This is a genomic window from Sulfurimonas sp. hsl 1-7 (genome assembly GCF_030577135.1).
Taxonomy (GTDB): domain Bacteria; phylum Campylobacterota; class Campylobacteria; order Campylobacterales; family Sulfurimonadaceae; genus Sulfurimonas; species Sulfurimonas microaerophilus.
In genome coordinates, this window is record NZ_JAUIRR010000006.1 from 42,266 (window position 1) to 63,770 (window position 21,505).

General features: G+C 39.2%; 24 protein-coding genes. 17 read left to right on the forward strand and 7 right to left on the reverse strand.

The window, feature by feature from the left end; translation table 11 throughout:
- The first annotated feature begins 43 nt into the window (after positions 1-43).
- Positions 44-1,249: an NAD(P)/FAD-dependent oxidoreductase gene (locus QWY88_RS10925; protein ID WP_304546433.1), complete on the forward strand. Its 1,206-nt coding sequence runs from the start codon at positions 44-46 to the stop codon at positions 1,247-1,249.
- Here the strand turns inward: QWY88_RS10925 and QWY88_RS10930 are convergent.
- From QWY88_RS10930 to QWY88_RS10955, 6 genes are all read right to left on the reverse strand, one after another.
- Positions 1,246-1,527 carry a hypothetical protein gene (locus QWY88_RS10930; RefSeq protein WP_304546434.1) on the reverse strand — a complete coding sequence of 94 codons (282 nt, stop codon included), beginning with the start codon at positions 1,525-1,527 and terminating at the stop codon, positions 1,246-1,248. The two genes, QWY88_RS10925 and QWY88_RS10930, sit on opposite strands and share 4 nt — an antisense overlap.
- Positions 1,528-1,551: 24 nt before the next feature.
- On the reverse strand, positions 1,552-3,009 hold the full coding sequence (gene nifB / locus QWY88_RS10935; RefSeq protein WP_304546435.1) for a nitrogenase cofactor biosynthesis protein NifB: 1,458 nt from the start codon (positions 3,007-3,009) through the stop codon (positions 1,552-1,554).
- 52 nt (positions 3,010-3,061) lie between these two features.
- Entirely contained in the window at positions 3,062-4,957 is a 1,896-nt protein-coding gene (locus QWY88_RS10940) for a sensor domain-containing diguanylate cyclase (RefSeq protein WP_304546436.1), read from the reverse strand.
- Between the two features lie 100 nt (positions 4,958-5,057).
- On the reverse strand, positions 5,058-5,453 hold the full coding sequence (locus QWY88_RS10945; RefSeq protein ID WP_304546437.1) for a NifB/NifX family molybdenum-iron cluster-binding protein: 396 nt from the start codon (positions 5,451-5,453) through the stop codon (positions 5,058-5,060).
- A 94-nt stretch (positions 5,454-5,547) separates the two neighbouring features.
- Complete coding sequence (locus QWY88_RS10950) at positions 5,548-5,928, reverse strand: 4Fe-4S dicluster domain-containing protein (RefSeq protein ID WP_304546438.1); 381 nt, start codon at positions 5,926-5,928, stop codon at positions 5,548-5,550.
- A complete protein-coding gene (locus QWY88_RS10955) occupies positions 5,929-6,318 on the reverse strand; it encodes a 4Fe-4S dicluster domain-containing protein (RefSeq protein ID WP_304546439.1) in 390 nt (129 codons plus the stop codon).
- A gap of 103 nt (positions 6,319-6,421) precedes the next feature.
- Between QWY88_RS10955 and QWY88_RS10960 the strand changes: the two genes are divergently transcribed.
- The 7 genes from QWY88_RS10960 (at position 6,422) to QWY88_RS10990 (ending at position 13,731) form a co-directional block, all read left to right on the forward strand.
- On the forward strand, positions 6,422-6,919 hold the full coding sequence (locus QWY88_RS10960; RefSeq protein ID WP_304546440.1) for a thioredoxin domain-containing protein: 498 nt from the start codon (positions 6,422-6,424) through the stop codon (positions 6,917-6,919).
- Entirely contained in the window at positions 6,919-7,359 is a 441-nt protein-coding gene (locus tag QWY88_RS10965; RefSeq protein WP_304546441.1) for an ankyrin repeat domain-containing protein, read from the forward strand. Before QWY88_RS10960 ends, QWY88_RS10965 begins: the two co-directional genes overlap by 1 nt.
- Complete coding sequence (locus QWY88_RS10970; protein ID WP_304546442.1) at positions 7,349-7,789, forward strand: GNAT family N-acetyltransferase; 441 nt, start codon at positions 7,349-7,351, stop codon at positions 7,787-7,789. The genes QWY88_RS10965 and QWY88_RS10970 overlap by 11 nt, the downstream gene beginning before the upstream one ends.
- A gap of 1 nt (position 7,790) precedes the next feature.
- Positions 7,791-7,979 carry a hypothetical protein gene (locus QWY88_RS10975; protein WP_304546443.1) on the forward strand — a complete coding sequence of 63 codons (189 nt, stop codon included), beginning with the start codon at positions 7,791-7,793 and terminating at the stop codon, positions 7,977-7,979.
- A gap of 9 nt (positions 7,980-7,988) precedes the next feature.
- Positions 7,989-8,996, forward strand: a complete 1,008-nt coding sequence (locus QWY88_RS10980; protein ID WP_304546444.1) for an ATP-binding protein — start codon at positions 7,989-7,991, stop codon at positions 8,994-8,996.
- Entirely contained in the window at positions 8,977-10,197 is a 1,221-nt protein-coding gene (locus tag QWY88_RS10985) for a vWA domain-containing protein (protein WP_304546445.1), read from the forward strand. Before QWY88_RS10980 ends, QWY88_RS10985 begins: the two co-directional genes overlap by 20 nt.
- A 114-nt stretch (positions 10,198-10,311) precedes the next feature.
- Positions 10,312-13,731 (forward strand): PAS domain S-box protein, encoded by a 3,420-nt coding sequence (locus QWY88_RS10990; protein WP_304546446.1) that lies wholly within the window; start codon positions 10,312-10,314, stop codon positions 13,729-13,731.
- Positions 13,732-13,782: 51 nt separating this feature from the next.
- On the opposite strand, the gene QWY88_RS10995 is transcribed toward QWY88_RS10990, so the two are convergent.
- A complete protein-coding gene (locus QWY88_RS10995; RefSeq protein WP_304546447.1) occupies positions 13,783-14,370 on the reverse strand; it encodes a hypothetical protein in 588 nt (195 codons plus the stop codon).
- Positions 14,371-14,521: 151 nt separating this feature from the next.
- Between QWY88_RS10995 and QWY88_RS11000 the strand changes: the two genes are divergently transcribed.
- The 9 genes from QWY88_RS11000 (at position 14,522) to QWY88_RS11040 (ending at position 21,410) form a co-directional block, all read left to right on the forward strand.
- On the forward strand, positions 14,522-15,526 hold the full coding sequence (locus QWY88_RS11000; RefSeq protein WP_304546448.1) for an AAA family ATPase: 1,005 nt from the start codon (positions 14,522-14,524) through the stop codon (positions 15,524-15,526).
- Entirely contained in the window at positions 15,523-16,662 is a 1,140-nt protein-coding gene (locus QWY88_RS11005; RefSeq protein ID WP_304546449.1) for a vWA domain-containing protein, read from the forward strand. Before QWY88_RS11000 ends, QWY88_RS11005 begins: the two co-directional genes overlap by 4 nt.
- A gap of 3 nt (positions 16,663-16,665) precedes the next feature.
- On the forward strand, positions 16,666-17,367 hold the full coding sequence (locus QWY88_RS11010) for a hypothetical protein (protein WP_304546450.1): 702 nt from the start codon (positions 16,666-16,668) through the stop codon (positions 17,365-17,367).
- 80 nt (positions 17,368-17,447) lie between these two features.
- Positions 17,448-17,909: a MarR family winged helix-turn-helix transcriptional regulator gene (locus QWY88_RS11015; protein ID WP_304546451.1), complete on the forward strand. Its 462-nt coding sequence runs from the start codon at positions 17,448-17,450 to the stop codon at positions 17,907-17,909.
- Positions 17,909-18,472, forward strand: coding sequence for a YceI family protein (locus tag QWY88_RS11020; RefSeq protein ID WP_304546452.1), 564 nt, complete (start codon positions 17,909-17,911; stop codon positions 18,470-18,472). The genes QWY88_RS11015 and QWY88_RS11020 overlap by 1 nt, the downstream gene beginning before the upstream one ends.
- An 18-nt stretch (positions 18,473-18,490) precedes the next feature.
- Positions 18,491-19,195 carry a pirin family protein gene (locus tag QWY88_RS11025; protein ID WP_304546453.1) on the forward strand — a complete coding sequence of 235 codons (705 nt, stop codon included), beginning with the start codon at positions 18,491-18,493 and terminating at the stop codon, positions 19,193-19,195.
- A 51-nt stretch (positions 19,196-19,246) separates the two neighbouring features.
- Entirely contained in the window at positions 19,247-19,549 is a 303-nt protein-coding gene (locus QWY88_RS11030; RefSeq protein ID WP_304546454.1) for a hypothetical protein, read from the forward strand.
- A gap of 3 nt (positions 19,550-19,552) precedes the next feature.
- Positions 19,553-20,809 (forward strand): SagB family peptide dehydrogenase, encoded by a 1,257-nt coding sequence (locus QWY88_RS11035; protein ID WP_304546455.1) that lies wholly within the window; start codon positions 19,553-19,555, stop codon positions 20,807-20,809.
- A 40-nt stretch (positions 20,810-20,849) separates the two neighbouring features.
- Positions 20,850-21,410 carry a hypothetical protein gene (locus QWY88_RS11040; RefSeq protein ID WP_304546456.1) on the forward strand — a complete coding sequence of 187 codons (561 nt, stop codon included), beginning with the start codon at positions 20,850-20,852 and terminating at the stop codon, positions 21,408-21,410.
- Positions 21,411-21,505 lie beyond the last annotated feature (95 nt).

Here is a 21,505-nt window from a genome sequence, read left to right on the forward strand (position 1 = left end):
TGTTTTTTGGGTTATAATTCCGCAAAATGTATAAGGAACGTATGTGAAAAAAGTTGCGGTTATCGGTGCAGGGTATGGTGGTTTAAGAGCTATTGAAAATTTAGCGAACAATAAAGAGCTTTCGCTCTATCTTTTTGATGAAAACTCTTACCATTATCTGCAAACTGAAGCATACGGTTACATCGCAGGGAGATTTGATCTGCACGATGTAGCACTTGACCTGCAAAACTGGTGTCACGGGTTTGAAAACAGAGTACATTTCATTCAGGAAAAAGTGACATTTATAGATTCCCAAAACAATATTGTTAAAACAGACAACGAAAACTACGACTTTGACTATCTAATTATTGCAAGCGGAGCAAGAACAAACTTCTTTAAACAGATCAGCGGTTTGGATCAATACGGTTTCGGTGTAAAAAAACTGTTTCGTTCTCACGGTTTTCGAACAGCTTTTGAAAAACTGCTTTATGAGAAGCTTGTAGAGGCAAAATCGCATGGAAAAGTGATGAACCTTGCAATAGGCGGTGCAGGGCTTAGCGGTGTCGAGATCGCAGCTGAGATGGCAGACGTTGTTGCCAGACATACAAAAAGCATAGGTGCTTCTGCTCAGGAGCTGCAGATCTATCTTATTGATGCGAGTGACACAATTCTTCCTGGAATGAGTGAATACATCATTAAAAACACTCAAATAAGGCTTGAAGAGCTCGGGGTAAAAATAGTTACAAGCAGTTTCATAGACAGTGTAGATAAAGATACTATCTACTTTAAAGACGAAACACAGTTAGAGTACACGTTTATGATCTTTACGGGCGGGATAATCGCCAATACAATTGATATGGACAAAGAGGTACAAACAAACAGAATAGGGCAGTATATCTGTGATGATACACTGCGCATACAAGAGAACATTTTTGCCATCGGGGATTGCAGCGAGCTAAAAAGTGCCGACGGAAAACTCTTGCCTCCGACTGCACAAACTGCCGAGAGAAGTGCAGAGTATGTTGCAAGATCGATTTTGAAACTGCTTGAACAAAAAGAAGTAAAACCGTTTAAAGCAAAAGTGGACGGTGTGTTTGTCGCTCTTGGAGGTTACTATGCAGTGGGTGAGTTGTTTAGTTTTATAAAAGTGAAGGGAAAATTTGCTTACATCTTGAAAAAACTGATCACGAAAAGTTACTACATCGGCTTAAAATTACGCCTTAATACAGGGTTTATGAAGCGTACATCTTTAGAGAAAGAAGAACTCTAAAGATATTGAATGTTATCTGCTTTGATCTTCTCTAGTTCTACATCCTGCAACCCGTCATACGCATACAGATAACACATATTTTCAGGTTTTAGTTTTTTGGATAAAGACCAAAAATTGATGATGTTTGTAACGATGGTTACATTTTCAGCTCGTAAAGATTTTAAAGGGAAACCTATTGCACCGTGTGAAGTTGTCACAGGGTAGAGCTCCAGCAGTTCATTGTTTATAGATATAGGACCATAGCCGTGAAGTAATACGATTGTGGGATTGTTTTTCATTTTAATAGCTTTAAAGAGCAGGGGTTACCCTAACTCTTTCTCAGTGTTAAAAAAGTATTTTTTTGCAGCTTCGTGTACAGAGATCTCGATTGGCTCATTTGCATAACTGTCATCACAGATAAGTCCAATCTCGTTTAAGTCGTTCATTGGACACTCACCGATTTTGGCAGTAAGCAGTACGTCAACATCTTTAAGTGTTGTTTTGATCTCTTCGATTGGGTTATAATCTTCGGCAACTTCTGCACCGGAGTATGAACTCTCGATTTTTCTATGCATTACAAACTTGATCGCTTTATCACCTGCTTCGTAGATTAAGAACTCTTGAGCAGAACCGAAGTGTTGGTTGATCATACCTTCACCCGCAGTTGTAATAGCTATGAGTTTTGTCTCACCCGTTGAGCTGAGTTGCTCTTTAGCAGCTTGCTCAATTTTGATACGTTTATTTGCTTCTTCAAGGTGACTTCTCCAGCTCTCGATCATCTCGTGTTTTTTCGTACGAGCTTCGATGTTGTACTTATCTTCAAGTGCCGTAAAAGTCATGTTCATAAATACATCCTTTGTAAACTCTTCACCTCTGTCTTCACCGATAAGTCCTACTGCGTCAGCACGACATTGACGACAGTGACTCATTAGTTTCATATCCATACCACACGCTTCTTGTGCAGCCATAGTCTCTTGGTCAGTCGCACTAGGTACGCCGTCAAGACCAAATTTTGTACCAAACTCAGGAGAAGATAGTAGAGGCATAATGTTATGTAAAAATACATTCATCTCTTTAAGTTTTTTAGCAACGTTTGGAAGATCTTTATCGTTCACTCCTGGAATTAAAACAGAGTTTGCTTTTACCAAAATACCGCGCTCAGTAAGCATACGGATACCTTCAAGCTGTTTCTCTAAAAGAAGTTTTGCACCTTCTGCACCCCAGATTTTTTTGTGTTCCCAGTGTACCCATGGATAGATCTGGCTTCCGATCTCACCTGTTGGATCTACAGTATTGATCGTTACAGTTACGTGGTCAACATTGTATTTTTCGATCTCGTCGATGTAGTCAGGTAGACGAAGACCGTTAGTTGAAAGACATAGTTTCAAATCAGGTGCTTTTTCTTGAAGCATTCTAAAAGTATCAAATGTCTTTTTAGGGTTTGCCAGAGCATCACCCGGTCCTGCAACACCTACAACTGAAAGTTGCTGAATGTCACCACCGACGTAAAGTACTTTTTTTACAGCCTCTTCAGGTGTGAGTTTAGAACTTGTAACTCCCGGACGAGATTCGTTTGAACAGTCGTATTTTCTGTTACAGTAGTTACATTGAATATTACATGCCGGAGCCACTGCCACGTGAATCCTTGCGTAATGTTGGTGAGCTCCCTCACTATAACACGGGTGATTATTGATCTTTTCTTGGATAGCCATAGCCTCGGGATTGTTTGGATCAAATCCCATATCTGGTGACGTACCGCATCCTCCAGTTGAACAACTCATGAAAACTCCTTTGCCGTTTGTTTATTAGGCTTATAGTTTCAAAAACTGTTCCTTAAGAGCTTTTTTCTACTCTGTTTTTACCGTTTTCTTTTGCTTTGTATAAAGCCAAATCTGCATCTTTAAAAATACTCATAGGATGTTTTTCATCGCTAGGAGCGGCTACACCGAAGCTGCACGTAACTTGTCCGACACCTTCAATTTTATGTTCTGCAATTGTTTTACAAATATGCTCTGCTTTTTCATATGCGACATCAAGTGTTGTTCTTCTCATTAAAATTACAAACTCTTCACCGCCCCAACGTGCAAAAATGTCACTCTCTCTGACATTTTTTTCCACAAGCTTCACAAGTTTCTTAAGTACCGTGTCTCCAACATCATGTCCAAAAGTATCATTGATCTTTTTAAAGTTGTCTATATCAAACAAAATCAAACTCATCGGTGTTTTGTAGCGGCGGTAAGAGTTAAATTCACGTTTATAGAGATCATCAAACATCTGTCTGTTGTAAATTTTAGTTAAATAGTCATGCGTTGCAATATTGTAAAACTTCTCTTTCTCTTTGATCGCCTTATTGCGTTTGGTAATGTCTTGAATGAAAGCAACAAATTTGTCACTCTTGCCAATGTGCATCAACTGCAGTTGAATCTCAACGTCGTACAACGTGCCGTCTTTTCTTCTATGTTTTGTTTCAAAATAGATCTGTTCAAGCTCTTTTTTCAAAAGAGGTTTAATGATCTGGGCAAAGAGATCGGCATCAAACTTTGGTTTTATATCCAGAGGAGTCATCTCTAAAAACTCTTCACAGCTGTAGCCGCTGTTTTCGATAGCACTGCTATTAACGTAGCTAAATTTCAGTGTTTGGGGATCAAAAATGTAGATCTCGTTGAGTGAGTTTTTAATAATCTCTTCAAACCCTTTTGCCCGTTTATAACTTTTTTGCAGTGGAGTAAGTACACTTACTTTTAATATCTTCATAATTATTAGATATCCAATAATAGTAATTGCAAGCGATGTAAATATGCTCCATAACATAATGTCGTAGCGGATATTTGTATAATGCTCTTTGAGTTCACTTTCGTCAAGTTCTGAGATAAGTGCCCAGTGGATAGTATCTATAATAAAAGGCTTGTAAACAGAGAGTACATCGATATCCCTGTAATCTTTAATAATGTTATGAGAACTGTTCCCTGCTAAAGCATCTTTTACAGCCTTAGTGTCTATTTTATATTTTTGAGGTTGTAAAAAAGAATTTTTTATATTGAATGCTTTTTTGAGATAGGAACTGCTTCTTAAAAGATGATCGGAACCTACAAGGTAACTCTCAGCTGTTTTTTCCATACCAGCCCGAAAGTATATAATCTCATCAATTACATTTACAGGCATCACCAAAACCAGAATATTTAAAAGTTGTTCATCCTCTTTTACGGGAGTCCCAAGAAGAAGATAAGGGGTCTGTGTATTTAAAACAGAAAACTCTGTATCTGCAATATGGGTCTTATGTGTTTGTAAAACATTTTTGTAAAGTGCTGTAACATTTGAGTTTTGAAAAGTTGGTGAAGTGATCTTTTGACCAATAAGTTTACTGTTTTTAGCACTAAACATTATTTTTGAGTTGTTTGGATCGAGCAGTAAAAGATCGCTGTATTCATACTCATTTAAAAAGACTGAAATATAAGAAGTATCCTTAATGGTGTTTTTGGATATCTCTAAAATATCATTGTTATGTGCAAGAGTGTTAATATCTTGAAGTCTGTGTTTAAAGAAAAGTTTGAGTTTATGCTCTTTTATATTGTTTATCGCTTCAAGGTTCTTAAATGCTAGAGTATAGGAAAGCTGCTCATTTTTGTCGGCGTAAATGTAAGCCGTTATTCCCACCGTAATATTTACAAGTACTAGAAAGGTAAGAGGTAAAATGATTTTAGGATTTAAAAAAAGTTTTTGAATGTTCATAGAAACCCCTTGTTTGCCAAGTATAGCAAATTAGAGTTTACAAAAACTTATAGGACTCAAGTTGAATTGAATCCTATATGGTTTTTAAAACTGCGAAGTTTTAAAGAGTAAAGCTTCCCGCTACCTCTTTTAGAATAGCATTGGCATCATTAGAGTTACCTGCATATTTTACAATTGAAACACCGTGGTTTTTCATAGTGTTTGCAGTGTTTTTACAAGCACGACTAAGTACAATGTAGTCACATTCGTCTAACACTACACCCATTTTGTCATGTTGTGCAATATGTTCTGCATCATCGTGATCGTGTGAACATACATGATCTTCATCATCGTGTTCATGATCAAGGTCGGTACGAGGATTGTTTTTGATCTCATCTAAAGTAAATGAGCGAAACATTCCCCCGCCTTGCATTGTAAAAATGGCAAACTTGGGAGTGTGCCCTGCATTGCCGAAAAAAGTTAGTGATTCATCTTTAACTGGGATAGCGATTTTCATTATATGTACCTTGATTTTTTGATTTTAACTTAAATATTGTAGCACTATATTTGTTTAGAAATTCTTTATAAAAAGAGGCGGAAAAACCCTCTTTTTATACCTCTACAGCCATTGACTCCGCTCTTTGAGTCAAGCTAATAGAATCACGGAATGGTCTAGGCTGATTTGCCGGAGACAACACCCCTTTTTTCTTATGCGTTCTGATCGAGTACTTTCCATTTTCTTGACCTTGGATATAGTACTCGTCATAGTCTGGAATATAAGGCATATCCCAAACTATACACCCCTCTGTCGGACAAACATCGGCACATTTTGGTACAGTAGTGTCAACACACTCTATACACTTTTCAGGTTTTACATATGTGTATTCACCATCTGTAAGAGGAGACTCGTCTGCACTTACTATAGCAGTTGCAGGACACTCCTCTATACAAGCATCACAGTTGATACACAGATCGGTTATATATACAGACATTTATGCCCAGCGACCGATATTTGCATTTGATTCTCTATCGCTCATTGAAACATCAGAGATAAAAGGTTGCTCTTTTTGTTCAGGAAGCATAAGCCCTTTTTTCTTGTGTACGCGAATGTTGTATGTTCCGGCATCCTGACCAGCTTGCCAATAGTCGTTATACTCTTTAGTATAAGGCATATCCCAAACGATCGCACCTTCAGTAGGACACGCTTCAACACAACGCGGTGTATCTGCATGACCCACACACTCTACACAGCTCTCAGGTTTTACATAGAAGTAAGAATCTTGAGGATTTTTTTCATTGTTTTCATCTAAAATTGCTGCAACCGGGCACTCCGGTGCACAAGCGTCACATGAGATACACTCATCTGTAATCATAACTGCCATAATAGCTCCTTTAATAATAATTGCAATTAACCTATACAGATAGTGTTCCTTCTAAGGGTATGCTACTTGTATATCTATATAAAATAATATTTGGAGGGGTATTTTGGAAGTTGTTGTAAACGGTAGAAAGTTAGAGCTACAAAAAAAAGAGCGTCTTGTCGGGGGCGAGGCTCCTGCTGCTAGAGTAAAAATGAACAGCGGTGAGACAAAAGTGATCGGGATGATGGCTGACAAGGTGCAGTGTATGATCACACTTAGCAATAGTTATGATCTAAACGGCTCGCTTTTAGAGGTGATAGAGAAACATAAAGAAAAAGCAAACATCTATGTGATCAGCTCTTCGGAACTTGAAAATAGTTACGATGAAGATATGTGTTCATACGATTTTAAAGATTTTTCACTCAAATACGGTGTAAACATAGATGACAGCACTTGTGCAAAATCTATATTTATCATTGACAAAGAGGGGGAGATAATTTACAAAGAGGTGTTAGATGACCTTGTAAGTGAATTTAATCTGGAGCTCTTGGATAGTGAACTTGATCGTGCGATAAAGTTCAAGAAAAAAGGGCATACGCACGAGAATTGGATGGGTGTGTAATGTTAAGCGAAAAAACAATTGAGTGGATGGTTGAAAACGATTACGATCCAAAAATGATAGACAAGGTCGGTAAACACGGTAACTCAGCACTTATGAAAGCGGTTCGTGAAGCAAAAAGTGAGATCGCATCTGAGTTCATAAAAGCGGGAGCTGCGTTAGAGGTGCGAAACGTTGACGGCAATACGGCACTTTGGAATGCCTGTTTCGGGCAGGACTACAAATGTGTAGAGTTGTTGGTAAAAGCGGGCATAGAGCTTGACAGCACAAACGACAACGGTGTAACTGCCCTTATGTACAGTGCAAGTGCAGGGAAGTTAGATATGGTAAAACTCTTGTTGGAGTACGGTGCAAAAACAGAGATAGAAAATCTTGATGGATTTAAGGCAATAGATTTGGCGGCTACACCTTCAATCTACAAGGCTCTTAAAAATGGTCTATAAAGCGAAGAAAAAAGATTTAGAGAGTTTAGAGCTGTTGTTAAAAGAGCTTTTTACGCAAGAAAAAGAGTTTGTGTACAAAAAGGGTCTGCATAAAAAAGCGTTAAAAAAGATCCTTGAAAATAAAAAGATGGGACGCATTTTTGTCTACAAAATAGAGGACAAAATTGTAGGTATGGTAAGTATCCTTTTTAGTTACTCAACAGCCCTCGGCGGAAAGGTTGGCATTATTGAAGATATGATCGTAGAATCCGATTACAGAGGTATAGGTGTGGGAAATGCGCTATTGGAACACCTTATGTATTATGTAAAAAAGAAAAGGTTAAAAAGGGTAACGCTTTTGAGTGATGCTGACAACAGCATTGCGCATAAACTGTACAAAAAATATGGGATGAAACACTCTCAGATGGTAGTTTTTAGAAAAGGGGTTTAAAATGGGAAAAGTGGAAGATAAAATCAAAGTAGATTTACTGCAAAATATCTATGCAGATACTGTTGCTATTTATGAGTTTATAGAGAGTAGATTTGCATTGGCTGAAGAGGAACGTCAAAAAATTATTGAGCGTATCAACAGTATGAATGACGGTTTGGTGCTTATTTTAAAAGATGTGAAACTCTCGTAAGGTGTTAAGATGGTAACACCCGTCATTGGGGTATCTGAGCTGTATAAACAGCTTGAACTGCTCATACAAACAGATACGCCTGTATTTATTCACGGAAGTCCGGGAATAGGGAAGTCGTACATCGTCAATGAACTCGCCCAAAAGAATGATCTCGGTATTCGCGACATTCGGCTTTCACAACTAGATGCGGTCGATCTCAGAGGTATCCCATCAATTCAAAATGAACAGACAAAATGGATGCCGCCTGTTTTTTTACCCGATGATGAGAACTCGGAGGGGATTTTGTTTTTAGATGAGTTAAACTCGGCACCCCTTTCAGTTCAAGCTGCGATCTATCAGCTCGTACTCGATCGTAAAATTGGGGAGTATGTCTTGCCAAAAGGGTGGAGGATCATCTGTGCGGGGAACAAGATAGACGATAAAGGGATCGTTTTTAAACTTCCGTCCCCTTTGATCAACAGAATGGTACACATTGTTTTAGAAGCGAAATATGATGAGTTTAAAACATGGGGGATTAAAAATAAGATCCATCCATACATCATCGGTTTTTTAGGGTTTCGTCCTGATCTTTTAAGTACACAGATCCCTAGTGCTACAGAAGCAAACCCCGCCTTTGCAACACCTCGTGCCTGGAGTATGCTCTCAAACATTTTGTACGCGGTAAAAGATCTCAGCACGATCAGCTCGATCATTCACGGCACGGTGGGTTACGGTGCGGGGATAGAGTTTATCTCTTTTGTGAAAGTGTATAAAACTCTGCCAAATATAGATGCAATTTTAGCAGGAGAGAGCGAAGATGTTCCAATTGAACCAAGCGCACTTTATGCCTTGTGTGCGGCATTGATCGAAAAGTATCAAATGAGTGAGCATGCAGAGCATATCTTCACTTACGCAAAACAACTCCCTGTTGAGTTTAACGTGATGCTGATCAAAGACCTTATAGTCAAAGATGAGTCCATAGCAGAACTAGAGAGCTTTGAAGAGTGGCTTGAGAAGTATGAAAACTTCATCATATGAGGAGCTTTTTCAAAAAGTTCGCATCCACTTTCTTTTTCATCATCCCTTTTTATCTGTTCTAGCACTCTCAATCCCTACCGTCTTTACCACCAATGTAAAAAGTGCCTTTGAAACAAACGGCACTACTTTGGAAGTTGATCTTGAAAAACTGGAGAGATACAGTGAAGATGAACTGACATATTTGTACGCCCATACACTTTTGCATATAGTACTCAAACACCCCTACAGACAAAAAACAAGAGAGTTAAAACTGTGGAACCAAAGCTGTGACATTGTTGTAAACAATACCCTTGCAACTTTTAATGATGTGGGAAAAATGCCCGAAGATGAGCTCTTTGATGAAACGCTTAAAGACAAATGTGTCGAAGAGGTGTATGAGATCCTCTACAAAGAACAAGAGGAAGAAAATGAAGGCTCAAGCGAAGAGAAAGAGGACAATGAAGCAAAAATAACTCCGGATGAAAAAGGAAAACTCAAAGCGCACATCTACGATGAAAGCAAGCAAGATATTCAAGAGGTGGCGGATGAAAAAACCTCAAGCGGCGAGCAGGAAAAACTAAACGGCATCATTATCCAAGCCCTCTCGATAGCACAAAAAAATACGACACAGTACAGCGGAATGCTTGTTGAAATCGACACGCTCATAAAACCCGAGATCAGCTTTTACGATGTGTTAAAAGAGTACTTGGTTACTTCAACTTTTGAGAAAGAATCAACATTTTCAAAACCAAATAAACGCTTTGCACATTTGGGACTCTACCTCCCCGGAACTAAAAAACAGCAAGAGCAACTTGAAGTAACCGTAGCACTAGACAGCTCTTCAAGTGTGACGATGGAGGAGTATAAAAAATTTTTAGGGATAATCGCTGAGGTATGCGAGGGGTTTTACGAATTCAAAGTGCAGATACTCCCTTTTGACATCAATGTGAAAGAGGAACTGATTGTCAGCTTTGATAGTTTTTCATCACTAGAGAGTGTTGATTGGCATATCCCTAAAAGTGACGGCGGGACAAATTTCGATGCGGTTTTGCGTTACCTCAAAACAACGGAGATTCGCTCAAACGATCTGCTCTTAGTTCTCAGCGACGGAGAGTTTGAGATCAGCGAAGCTTTGGTCTCTCAAACACTCTTTATCATCAACGAAAAAAAGAATCTTCGGAAGTTTGAGCAGTACGGGAGGGTGATAGAGTTTTCGGTATAAGCAGGGTTAAAAAATAGTGCTGTTCCTTGTAAAAAATAGTGATATAATATGATTAATTCAAATAAATAATTTTTAATCATTTAGATATTATCATATGTTTAGTCTGGGGGCAGGATGGAAGTTACAAATGCACAACAAGTTGAACATGCATTGCATGAATGGGTAAGTGCCTTAGATGTTTTGGATGATGCTATTTTCATTCATGACCAAGAGTATCGTATACTTCGCTGTAATCGTGCGTATCAGCGTCTTGCTGCGCTTTCTTTTGAGGAGATTATTTCTCAGCCCTATTTTAAAATTTTCCCAAAATTAGATGCCCCTCTAAGAAGTTGTTCTAAAAGCATAAATAATAGTGTTAGCGATGAGCATGAAGAGGATATTTTGGTCGAGGGTAGCCTATACCGTTCCCGCTCTCACACGATATTTGATAAAACAAGTAACTATTGTTATTCGATCCATGTCCTACAAGATATTACCAAAGAGCAAGCAGATGAAGAGAAGTTAAAACAAAACGAAAAGTTTATTAAGGCCGTACTCAACAATCTTCCCATAGGTATTGCCGTCAATACTGTCTCCCCTGAAGTAAAATTCAATTATATGAACGACAACTTTCCAAAACTTTACCGCACGACACGTGATGCATTAAGTAATCCGGATGATTTTTGGAAGGCCGCATATGAAGATACAGATTTCCGAGAAAAAATCAAAAAAGAGGTGACCACGGATTGTGAAAGCGGTGAGCCATCTCGTATGCGCTGGAAAGATATTCCGATCACTCGTAAAGGGGAAAAGACAACTTATATATCGGCACAAAATATTCCGCTACCAGATATGAACTCAACTATTTCAATGGTATGGGATGTAACAGAGCGTAAGGAGATCGAGGATCTGTTACGCAGTGAAAAACGTTTTTCCGACAAGCTGATTGAAAGTATTCCGGATGTTCTCTTCTTGCTTGACAGTGAAGGGAAACTTGAACGTTGGAATGAAAAAATGGAAACTCTTTTCGGTATGACACCTGAAGAGTTAAAACATCGTGATGCTCTTTTATTTATATATGAAGAGGATCGCTTTGAGATCGCAGAAAAAATTGAAGAAACTCTCACAGTTGGGCATAGCATCGTAGAAACAAGACTCATAACCAAAGATGGAATCCGTTACTATAAATTTACGAGTAAACGGATCACAACGCCTAAGGGCACAGGGATTATCGGCATCGGGTTTGATATGACCAAACGCAAGAAGATGGAACTGCAGTTACAAAGGGAGAGAGACTTTTCAAACAAGCTTATCGACACCGCTCCCGTAATTGTCTTATTGCTTGATCAAACAGGTCACATAGTCAAATACAATCGCTACACGGAGGAGCTCAGCGGTTACCCTCTTGAAGAGGTTCAGGGCAAGGAGTGGTTTTCACTGTTTTTACCCGAAGCGACCCGTGAAAAGACCAAAGAGGTTTTTCTAGAAGCTATTAATGATCTTGATAGCCAAGGAAATATTGACACCATGCTGACACGCTCAGGCGATGAGCTTCACATAGAGTGGTATAGTAAAACAGTTAAAGATGCCGAGGGAAAAACAGAAGGGCTGCTTGCTATCGGTATGGATGTGACCGAACAGCAAAAAGTTCAGGAACGTCTGGAGTTGTTTCATACTCTTTTTGAGCACTCGAAAGACTCTGTTGAGATTATCGAGCCGGGTACGCTCAAACTGCTTGATGTGAATGAAACGAATTGCCGTGAACTTGGTTACAGTCGTGAGGAACTTCTTAAACTGAGTATTTATGATATAGACCCTACAGTGACACCAGAGCTTAGTAAGTCTATTGAAGAGAAGATACAAAAGGAAGGAAGTCTGAGTTTTGAAAGTGTTCATAAGCGCCGTGATGGAAGCACGTTTCCAGTGGAAATTTCGCTATCGCTTAATAACAACTTTGAACACCCTTATTTATTGTCAATTGCTCGTAATATCACCGAACGCAAGGAAGCGGAGGAGCATCTTAAAGAGAGTGAAGAAAAATTCCGTACAATGACTGCTTCCGCACAAGATGCGATCTTGATGATAGATGCAAAAGGAAATATCTCCTACTGGAATGAAGCAGCGGAAAGAGTCCTTGGTTATTCGGCTGATGAAGTTATGGGGACTAACCTTCATAATTTGATCACTCCAGAACGTTTTATGGATGCTCATCTCAAAGGGTTTAAAGAGTTTCAGCGTACGGGTCAGGGTGCTGCTGTTGGAAAGACTGTTGAACTTGCAGCTATAAAAAAAGACGGTACGGAGTTTCCTATTGAACTCTCTTTGTCCTCAATACTTCATAAAGATGGATGGGGTGCTATAGGGATCATGCGTGACATAAGTGAGCGTAAAGCATCTGAAGCTGCACTAAACAGCGCAAATCGAGCGCTTAAAACCCTTTCTGCCGGGAACTTGGCACTTGTACATGCAACCAGCGAAGATGAGTTGCTTAAAGAGGTAACGAGAGTGATCGTTGAAAGGGGCGGTTATAGCCTTGCCGTCGTCGATTATGCAGACGATGGTCCGGATAAACATCTCACTCCTGTCGCTTGGCATGGTTTTAGCGGGGAAGAGTATTGGTTAAGTAACTTATGTTGGAAGGATACGGGAAAAGGTATTCTCCCTGCCGGAGCAGCTGTTCGTGAAGGAGTGACACAGATCTACAGAGATATCTCAGATCCTCTTACTTGTCCTAACTGGCGGGATGCTGCAATGGAACGCGGATATGTTTCACACATCTCTCTGCCGCTTTTTGATGGAAAAAAGCCTTTTGGAGCACTTAGTATCTACTCATCTCAAGAGGAGTCTTTTGACGAAGAAGAGATCCATTTACTTGAAGAGTTGGCAAATGATCTGGCTTACGGTATTGGAAATCAGCGTACGCGTGCTGCTAGTGAAAAGCATGAAGAACTTTTACGAGAAGGCTTGGAGCAAACAATTTTGGCGATTTCGGCGACGGTAGAATCGCGCGACCCATATACTGCGGGTCATCAAAAACGTGTTGCTGAACTGGCAACGGCTATTGCTGAGGAGATGGGGCTTGGTCAAGATGAGATAGAGGGGATTAGGTTTGCGGCTATCATTCACGATCTTGGTAAGATCCACATCCCTGCGGAGATTCTTGCTAAACCGGGACGTTTGAGTGAAATTGAATTTATGTTGATTCAGACACATCCGCAGGCCGGTTATGACATCATCAAGGATGTTCGTTTCCCTTGGCCAATTGCACAGTATGTTCTTCAACATCATGAACATATGGATGGCTCTGGATATCCTCAGGGGCTTAAAGGTGATGAGATCTTGTTAGGTGCAAAGATAATTTCCGTCGCAGACGTGATCGAAGCTATATCTTCACACCGTCCTTACCGCTCGGCATTGGGAATACAAATAGCTCTTGATGAGGTTGTAAAAGGTAGGGGGACACACTATGACACTGCAGTGGTAGATGCTTGCATAAAACTTTTTAATAAAAAGAAATTTACATTTAACACTAAGTCAAGTATGCACTCTTCTTGATTAGAAGAGTATGGTAGAGATATTGAATTTTTATGAGTTGTCTTTTAAGTATTAGGAGGCATGATTTTCTTTACTATTTTCAGATTCTTCATAATCTGGTGGAAGGAGAGTCCATGTTTCATGAGTGCTTTTACGAGTTTCTTTGATTGCTCCATCTAAGCGGAAGCACATTACACCAACTACTGCTCTAAATTGTGAAGCAGGAGAATGATCGTCATCAAAGTATTTTTCTATCATGTATATTAGGGCCCAGTTTTCTGAAAATGGTGCAACTAATTCTTTAATTCGATCCCTATGAGATCCGGCATTTAATGAAGCACTAGAGATTTCATGTGCAAAACTATTTCTAATTCGTCTTATTAAATGTAATGCTCTCGCAAAATCTGCTTCTATAAGTCCTAAACGATATGATATATTTATTCGTGAGCTAAATGTTGCAAGTGGACTATCACCATCAAGTAATTCATCTTTTCCAGATGTACAGGGAAGTAGAAATCTTTCTAGTATCTGATATAACAAAAGGTCTAATTGAGAGGCACCTAAAATAACTGCTGCCCTATCACTTTCTGTTTTAAATTCATTAGCAAATTTTTCAAATTCTTCTGAGGTCATTCCATGATTGATTTTTTTCTTTGCCATAAATATTACTCCTACCTATTTATCTAACAAATATTATATACAATTTGTTCATATATATTCAAATAAATAAACATAAAAAAAGTTAGTTGGAACAATAAAATACACCTTCGGCACAAAACTTGTACATATCTCTTTATTAAAGGAGTGATGTATGAATCCACAAAGTGCCAAAAGAGCTATTGCCCATCTTGTTGATCGAAAGGTACCTATGTTTGTATGGGGGCCGCCGGGGATCGGGAAGTCTTCGATCGTAAAACAGATTGCAAATGAAAAAGAGTTGGAGTACATCGACCTTCGTTTGTCACTGCTCGATCCGACAGATTTACGCGGTATCCCTTTTTTCGATGCGAAAAACGACAAAGCTGTTTGGGCTCCCGCATCGTTCTTGCCGACAGATGAAAATTCCTCGGGAATCTTGTTTTTAGATGAGCTAAATACGGCAGCCCCTATGGTTCAGGCTTCTGCATATCAGCTGATCCTCGATCGTAAAGTTGGGGAGTACTCACTTCCTGATGGTTGGGCGATCGTAGCGGCGGGAAACCGTGAGAGCGATCGCGGTGTTGTGTTTCGTATGGCGGCACCACTTGCAAACCGTTTTATACACCTAGATATGGAGTCCAACGTAGAGGACTGGAAAAACTGGGCGCTCTCATCAAACCTAAGAGGTTCCATCATCGCATTTATCTCTTACAGACCCGATGCGCTTTTTACGTTCGGGGCAAATGCCGAAGCAAAAGCGTTTGCAACTCCGAGAACTTGGGAATATGTAAATGAGATCTTAGAAAGTGAGCCGGAAGATGACCTGCTTTTAGCGATGCTTAGCGGTGCGATTGGTGAAGATCTGGCGGCTTCGTTTTTAGGATTTTTATCGGTTGAGAAATCTCTGCCCGATATTGAAGCTATCTTATCGGGTGAATCTAGTGAAGTACCCGAGGAAGCTTCAGCTCTGCACATCTTAGCTACGGCACTTACGATGCGCATAGATGAAGATACACGCTCAAAAGAGTTAAACAATCTTCTTGCATATACCCTAAATCTCCCTGCCGAGTTTGCGATCATGATCGTTCAAGATCTGCGCGGTCGTAACATAGAACTCGATTACCTGAGTAACTGGGCGCTGTGGAGTAAAAATTTTACAAAGATACTGCATAAATGAGTGCCGAAGAACTCCTTACAAAAGCAAAAAGCCAGTTAATAAACAAACATCCGTACTTTGGGATGTTGGCTTCTCGGTTAAAGCATGAACAAAGTGAGAAAGTAGACCACTATGCAAGTAACGGAGTTCGGTTTCTATACAATGCGGCGTTTGTTGAAGAGTGCTCCATTGAGGAGTTGCAGTTTATTTTGACAAATGCGGTGATGCACCATGTGTTAGCACACAAACAAAGAAAGCTTAGACGCCGTGGGGCACTTTGGCAGCTTGCTACCGATTATGCGATCAACAATATGCTCGTAAAAAACAAGTTTAAACTCCCAAAAGGTGTTAACTACGATAAAGCATTTAAAAATATGTACGCCGAGGAGATCTACGAGGAGCTGAAAAATCAACTGATCGCCGATGGGGTGAGTCTGTATGATGATGCAGATATTCTTGACGAGATTACAGCAGGGAAAAACGAGTTCTCTTTTTTTAGCAGAATAAAGCGTATAGAGAAAAACCCAAGTGAAAAAGATGAAGATGAGTGGGACTATGCGGCAACTTTGGCAAAGGAAGTTGCGCAGAAAAAATCACTCATGCCCTCAGGGTTTGAGCGTTTTGCAAAAAAGATGGTGGCAAACGACATAGACTGGAGGTTTGAGCTTTACAATGCTATCAACCGACATATGAGAAACAACTACGCTTTTATGCCCCCAAACAAAAAACATCTTTACCGCGGAGTGGCATTGCCGTCGTTAGCGAGTGATACTCTCTCACTCATTGTTGCGATCGATACATCAGGCTCGATCAACGAGTCTCTTTTAGGAGTATTCAAATCGGAGTTTGAATCTATTATGCAAAACTTCCCTTCGATCAGAATAGAGCTTTTGATAGTTGATGCAAAAGTGCATCATCATTACACTTTTGTAGGTGCTGAGGAGTTGGACTTTAAACTTACAGGGGGTGGGGGAACCGACTACCGTGTAGTGTTTGACTATGTGGAGCAGAACCTGCCGATGAGTACGATGCTTCTTTACTTTACGGACGGGGAGGGGATATTTCCCCGTATACCGCCGTCGTATGAAGTTCTATGGGCACTCTCTCAAAATAAAAACAAGATCCCTTTTGGAAGAAAACTTTTAATACTAGGATAGGTGATGGAAGAGTTATTTAATCTAACGTATAAAGATGAGGTTGAAGCGCTGAAAGATGAAGAGGAGTTTGAGGCTTTGGGTGATAAGAAGTATATAAATCACGAAGATTTCGAGGCAAGACTCTACTGGGCTTTTTGCCGTCCGTCGGGATCGCACGCCGATCAGATCAAGGACAAACACCCGCTTGTCTCAATCATGGCGTTTAATCACTCCCGCTTGGATGCACTCGAGCGTTTTTGTCTGCTGCACAAAGATGTGATCGAAGATGAGGAGCTGCGCAAAAAGATACGCAACCGTTCTAGAATGTTGTTTCGCGATCTTGTTGACAACGACTTTAACGAGCTTAACAAAGTACTGGAAATGGTACCTATCTACATTGACGTAGCAGTCGATCAGCTTATAAACGGGCGAAAATGGAATGACATTGTTGCCAATGAGTATGAAGCGACACTCTTTTTGGACAAAGCAAAAGATTTTATAGATGATGCTTTTATGGAGGCGTTCTATGAGAAGCTGCAAAATTTTGAGGAGTTTGATGCAAGCGAAGTAAAAGAGTTTATAGAGAAACTCCTTCCCCAAAAAGAGCATCTCTCAACCGTTATTTTAGAGTTTTACTATGAACAGGCGATGGAGTGGTTGGATGAGTGTGATCTTCACATCTTACAAAAAAAGAGTCTTGAAAAGTTAGCCAAAAAATTAATCTAAAATTACAATATAATACTAGTTAGTAATATTAATAGATAATTAGTACTAGTTAGTAGTATAATCTTTTCAAAGGCTGAGTGATGAAATTAAAAATTAAATCATATGGAGAACATCAAGACAAAGTTCTCAAAACTGTTTTTCAGTTACATCGTACACAAAACAAACTGGCTTCTTATGAAGCGAAGTTTTTTTTAGAACACGGTCTTACGTACAATCAGTTTAAAGTTTTAGAAGTTCTGTATCATCGTGGTGATCTCTCAATCGGGGAGATTACAAAGCTAACACTCTCTACACCGGGAAATATTACCGTTGTAGTGAAAAACCTCAAGCGTGATGGTTGGATCAGTTCTATTAAAAATGAAAAAGATAAAAGAAGTACTCTTTTGTCTATTGAACAAAAAGGGGTAGATATTATAGAAGGTGTATTTCCCCAACATATTCAAAATCTTGAAAAAAAGATGAGTGTTTTGAATGATGAAGAGTTAGACACCCTCTGTAAACTCCTGAGAAAAGTTCAAAAAAATGATTTAAAGGATCAATGATGAAAAAGTTATTTGCAGCTTTTGTAGTAGCAGTGTTAGGTACAAGTGTTTTATTTGGTGCGACGTTTAAAGTAGACCCGGTTCATACAAACGTAATCTTTAAAGTAAAACATATGATGATCAGCAATGTAACGGGAAAATTTGAAAAATTTGACGGTTCATTCGAAGTTAAAGATAATAAAGTGACGGCTCTGCAAGGTGTGATCGAAGCGGCATCTTTAAATACTGACAAAAAAGAGAGAGATGAACACTTGCGTTCAGCCGACTTTTTTGATGTGGCAAAATATCCGAAAATCACTTTTGTTCTAGAAAACGTAGTAGGGGACAAAGCGTATGGAAAACTTACTATTAAAGATGTAACAAAAAATGTCGTACTTGATTACGAGTTTGGAGGAGTGTTAAAAGATCCTTGGGGACAAACAAGATCAGGAATGACACTCGAAGGTAAAATCAATAGAAAAGATTTTGGTTTAAAATGGAACAAAGTCTTAGAAACAGGCGGTGTCCTTGTAGGCGATACAGTTAAAATGGAAGTGAGTATCGAAGGAACTTTAGAAAAATAACTTTAAAAAGGGGAAATGATGCTTAACAAAATAGCTAAAGAGGAACTGTTCTTCTCAGACAAAGGTTGGCTGCAAAGCAGGTTTCATTTCTCCTTTGCAGAGTACATCAACCATGACAACAGAAACTTCGGAGTTTTGCGTGTCCTCAATGATGACGTGATCAAGCCACAAAGCGGTTTCGATATGCATCCCCATCGTGATATGGAGATAGTTACCTATGTTACCGAAGGGGAGATAACACATAAAGACTCAATGGGAAACGAAGAGAGCTTAAAAGCGGGTGAGGTGCAGTACATGAGTGCGGGAAGCGGAGTGTTTCATGCCGAGTATAACAATCACCCGAGTCAAGATCTAAAACTTTTACAGATTTGGATCTTGCCTCCAAAGCATAACTTGCCAACACTCTACGGTTCCCATAGATTTGTGAAAGAGGAGAGAGAAAATAAACTCCTGCATATAGTCTCTTCGGAAAATTCAGATGCACAAATAAAACTGCATCAGGATGTAAATATTTATGTCAGTGAACTAGAGGCGGGTAAAACACTCAACTTTGATCTTGGAGTTGATCGTCAGGTCTACTTTGTTGTGATCAAAGGAGAGTTGACTTTAAATGCTTTAGAGTTGAGTGCCCATGATGCTTGTGAATGTGTAGATGAAACTTCGCTTGAGATCAAAGCACTCAGTGATACACACTTTTTATTTATTGAGATGGCAAAAGGGTAGGTACACTTTATGTATAAAGCTTTTATAAATATAACTTTATAGAGGCTAAAAATGAATGAGTGTTTACACAATATTTGCCAATCGTTTGAAGAAACTACGGACTTTTTAATAGATAAGTCTCAAGAGAAAGAAAAGATAGTAACAAAAGCTTTTTATGATTTTTTAGAGTGTTTTTCCTCTTTAAAAGAGGAGAAACTGGAATTTCCAAAAGAGTTTCAAAATGATGTCAGTAATTATCTCAAAGGGAATCTCGGCTTATTGAAAAAGTTTGAAGATATTGAGATGAGATATTTGATGCTCAGCGATTTTTATGATTATTGCAGACTAACAAAACGTTATAAAAAAGAGCACTAATCTATGCCTCTTTTTCATCAACAAACGAAACACTCTTACATAAGCATACGCAAAAATGCCAACTTTTTAGATTGGCGGAGCCAACCCTCTAACACAAAAACTTATCCCCATTTTTATCAACGTTTTGAGATCGAAGACTATGATGAACTCAAAGATCTAAGTCTCATAGGCGGCATCACTTTTGAGAAAAACTATCCAGACGGAGCATACCATCTTCGAAGTGTGCCGAGTGCAGGAGGACTTTTCCCTTGTGAAGTGTATATACAGATACGTTCAGTAAAAGGGCTGCTTGACGGGATATATCACTATGAACCAAAAAGCGCCTCACTAACTCTTTTGCAAGAGATAGAACGTGACGGTGTAGAGGAGAGTTTTAAACAGCAGCAAAAACAAAAAGGTTTTATCTTCTTAATTTCAAGTGTATATTTTAGAAGTTCGTGGAAGTATAACAACAGAGCGATCCGTTATGTACTTTTAGATGCGGGACATCAACTTGGAGCTATCTACGCTGCATTATCGGTAATGGGCAGAGAGAGTGAATTTGTTTTTGATTTTGACAAACTCGCTTTAAACGAGATGTTTGGTTTTAGAGCTGATGAGTTTTTTACCTGTGGAGTGATAAGCGGTGAAAAAACAGAGCAGAGCGTAAAGAGGTTACGACAAAACCTGCCGTTTGTCAGCGGATGTGATTATCTGGAAACAAACGAGTTTATAGAAATTGCCTACAAAGAGAGTGCAGAGTATAAAGAAGAGAGTTTTACCCCTGACCCTTTTTTTATAAATATCCCAAAAGAGCAATTACGTCAGGCGATCGTAAAGCGTAGATCGATTCGTGCATTTCGTTCTTTGGAGCTGGAAAAAGAGGAGCTTTTTACTATTGTTGATGGTGTTTTCTCTTTTGCAAAGCAACACGGCATCGAGATATTTTACACAACCCATTTTGTAAAAAATCTTACAGAGGGACTCTATAAAAATACAGAATTGTTACAAGAGGGGGATTTTAAAGAGAAATCCAGATACCTAGCGCTGGAGCAAAACCTAGGCGGTACAAGCGGTATGACATTTTACTTTACCTCAAATGAAGTGGAGAAATACCAAAAAGTAAATATACTCAGTGGTTTTCTTGCACAGATTATCTACCTGCGCTCGGAGCTTTTAGGGATAGGATGCAGCGGAATCGGTGCATATTATGATGATGAGTGTAAAGAGTTTTTGCAGACGAAAAACAATATTTTATATATGCTGGCGATTGGTCGCTAGGGAATAATAAATGTATCGCTTTTAAAAAAAAAGGATTACAATGTCTAAAGTATTAGAGTACATAAAAACAAATGAGTTAGCATGGCAGCCATCATTTAACGGTGCGGTTGGAGATCTAGAAGGGTACAGAGGTGCTTTAATAGTTGAAGAGGGGAAACAGCTTTCACCGGATAGAAAACTTCCGCCGAAGATTCAAGCAAAACAAGTGATCATGGTATGTGATGATGAGAAGATGAAGTTTCTTACATGTGAGCTTGATAGTTTTAATGATTTTGCTCCTATGTATGATAAATATAAAGAGTTTTTTTCTCCTGAAGGTATATATGTACTTTACGTAACAGACTTAGACGGTAGCGGTACATTTGAGTATGAAGGCGTTACATTTACGGCGTATCCACTTGACGAGAGTTCTGTTTGGAACGAGATCTTAGAGTTAGTTGACCTTGAAAAAGGTGATATGAAAAAACTAAGTGCTGAAGAGAAAATAGAGACACTTTACGACGAAGTTGTTGATAACGATACAACTGATGCACAAAAAACATACGATGCAATGTGTGAGCTGATAGGTGAGAGTTCTAAACAGCTTATGGGTGCAGTGTAAACCAAAACTACATTTTTGTCATAGATCTAAGAGGTTCAGGGGTAAGCTTTTTATCTCCTGTAACTTCACAATTTCTAAAACAACATTCCTCTATT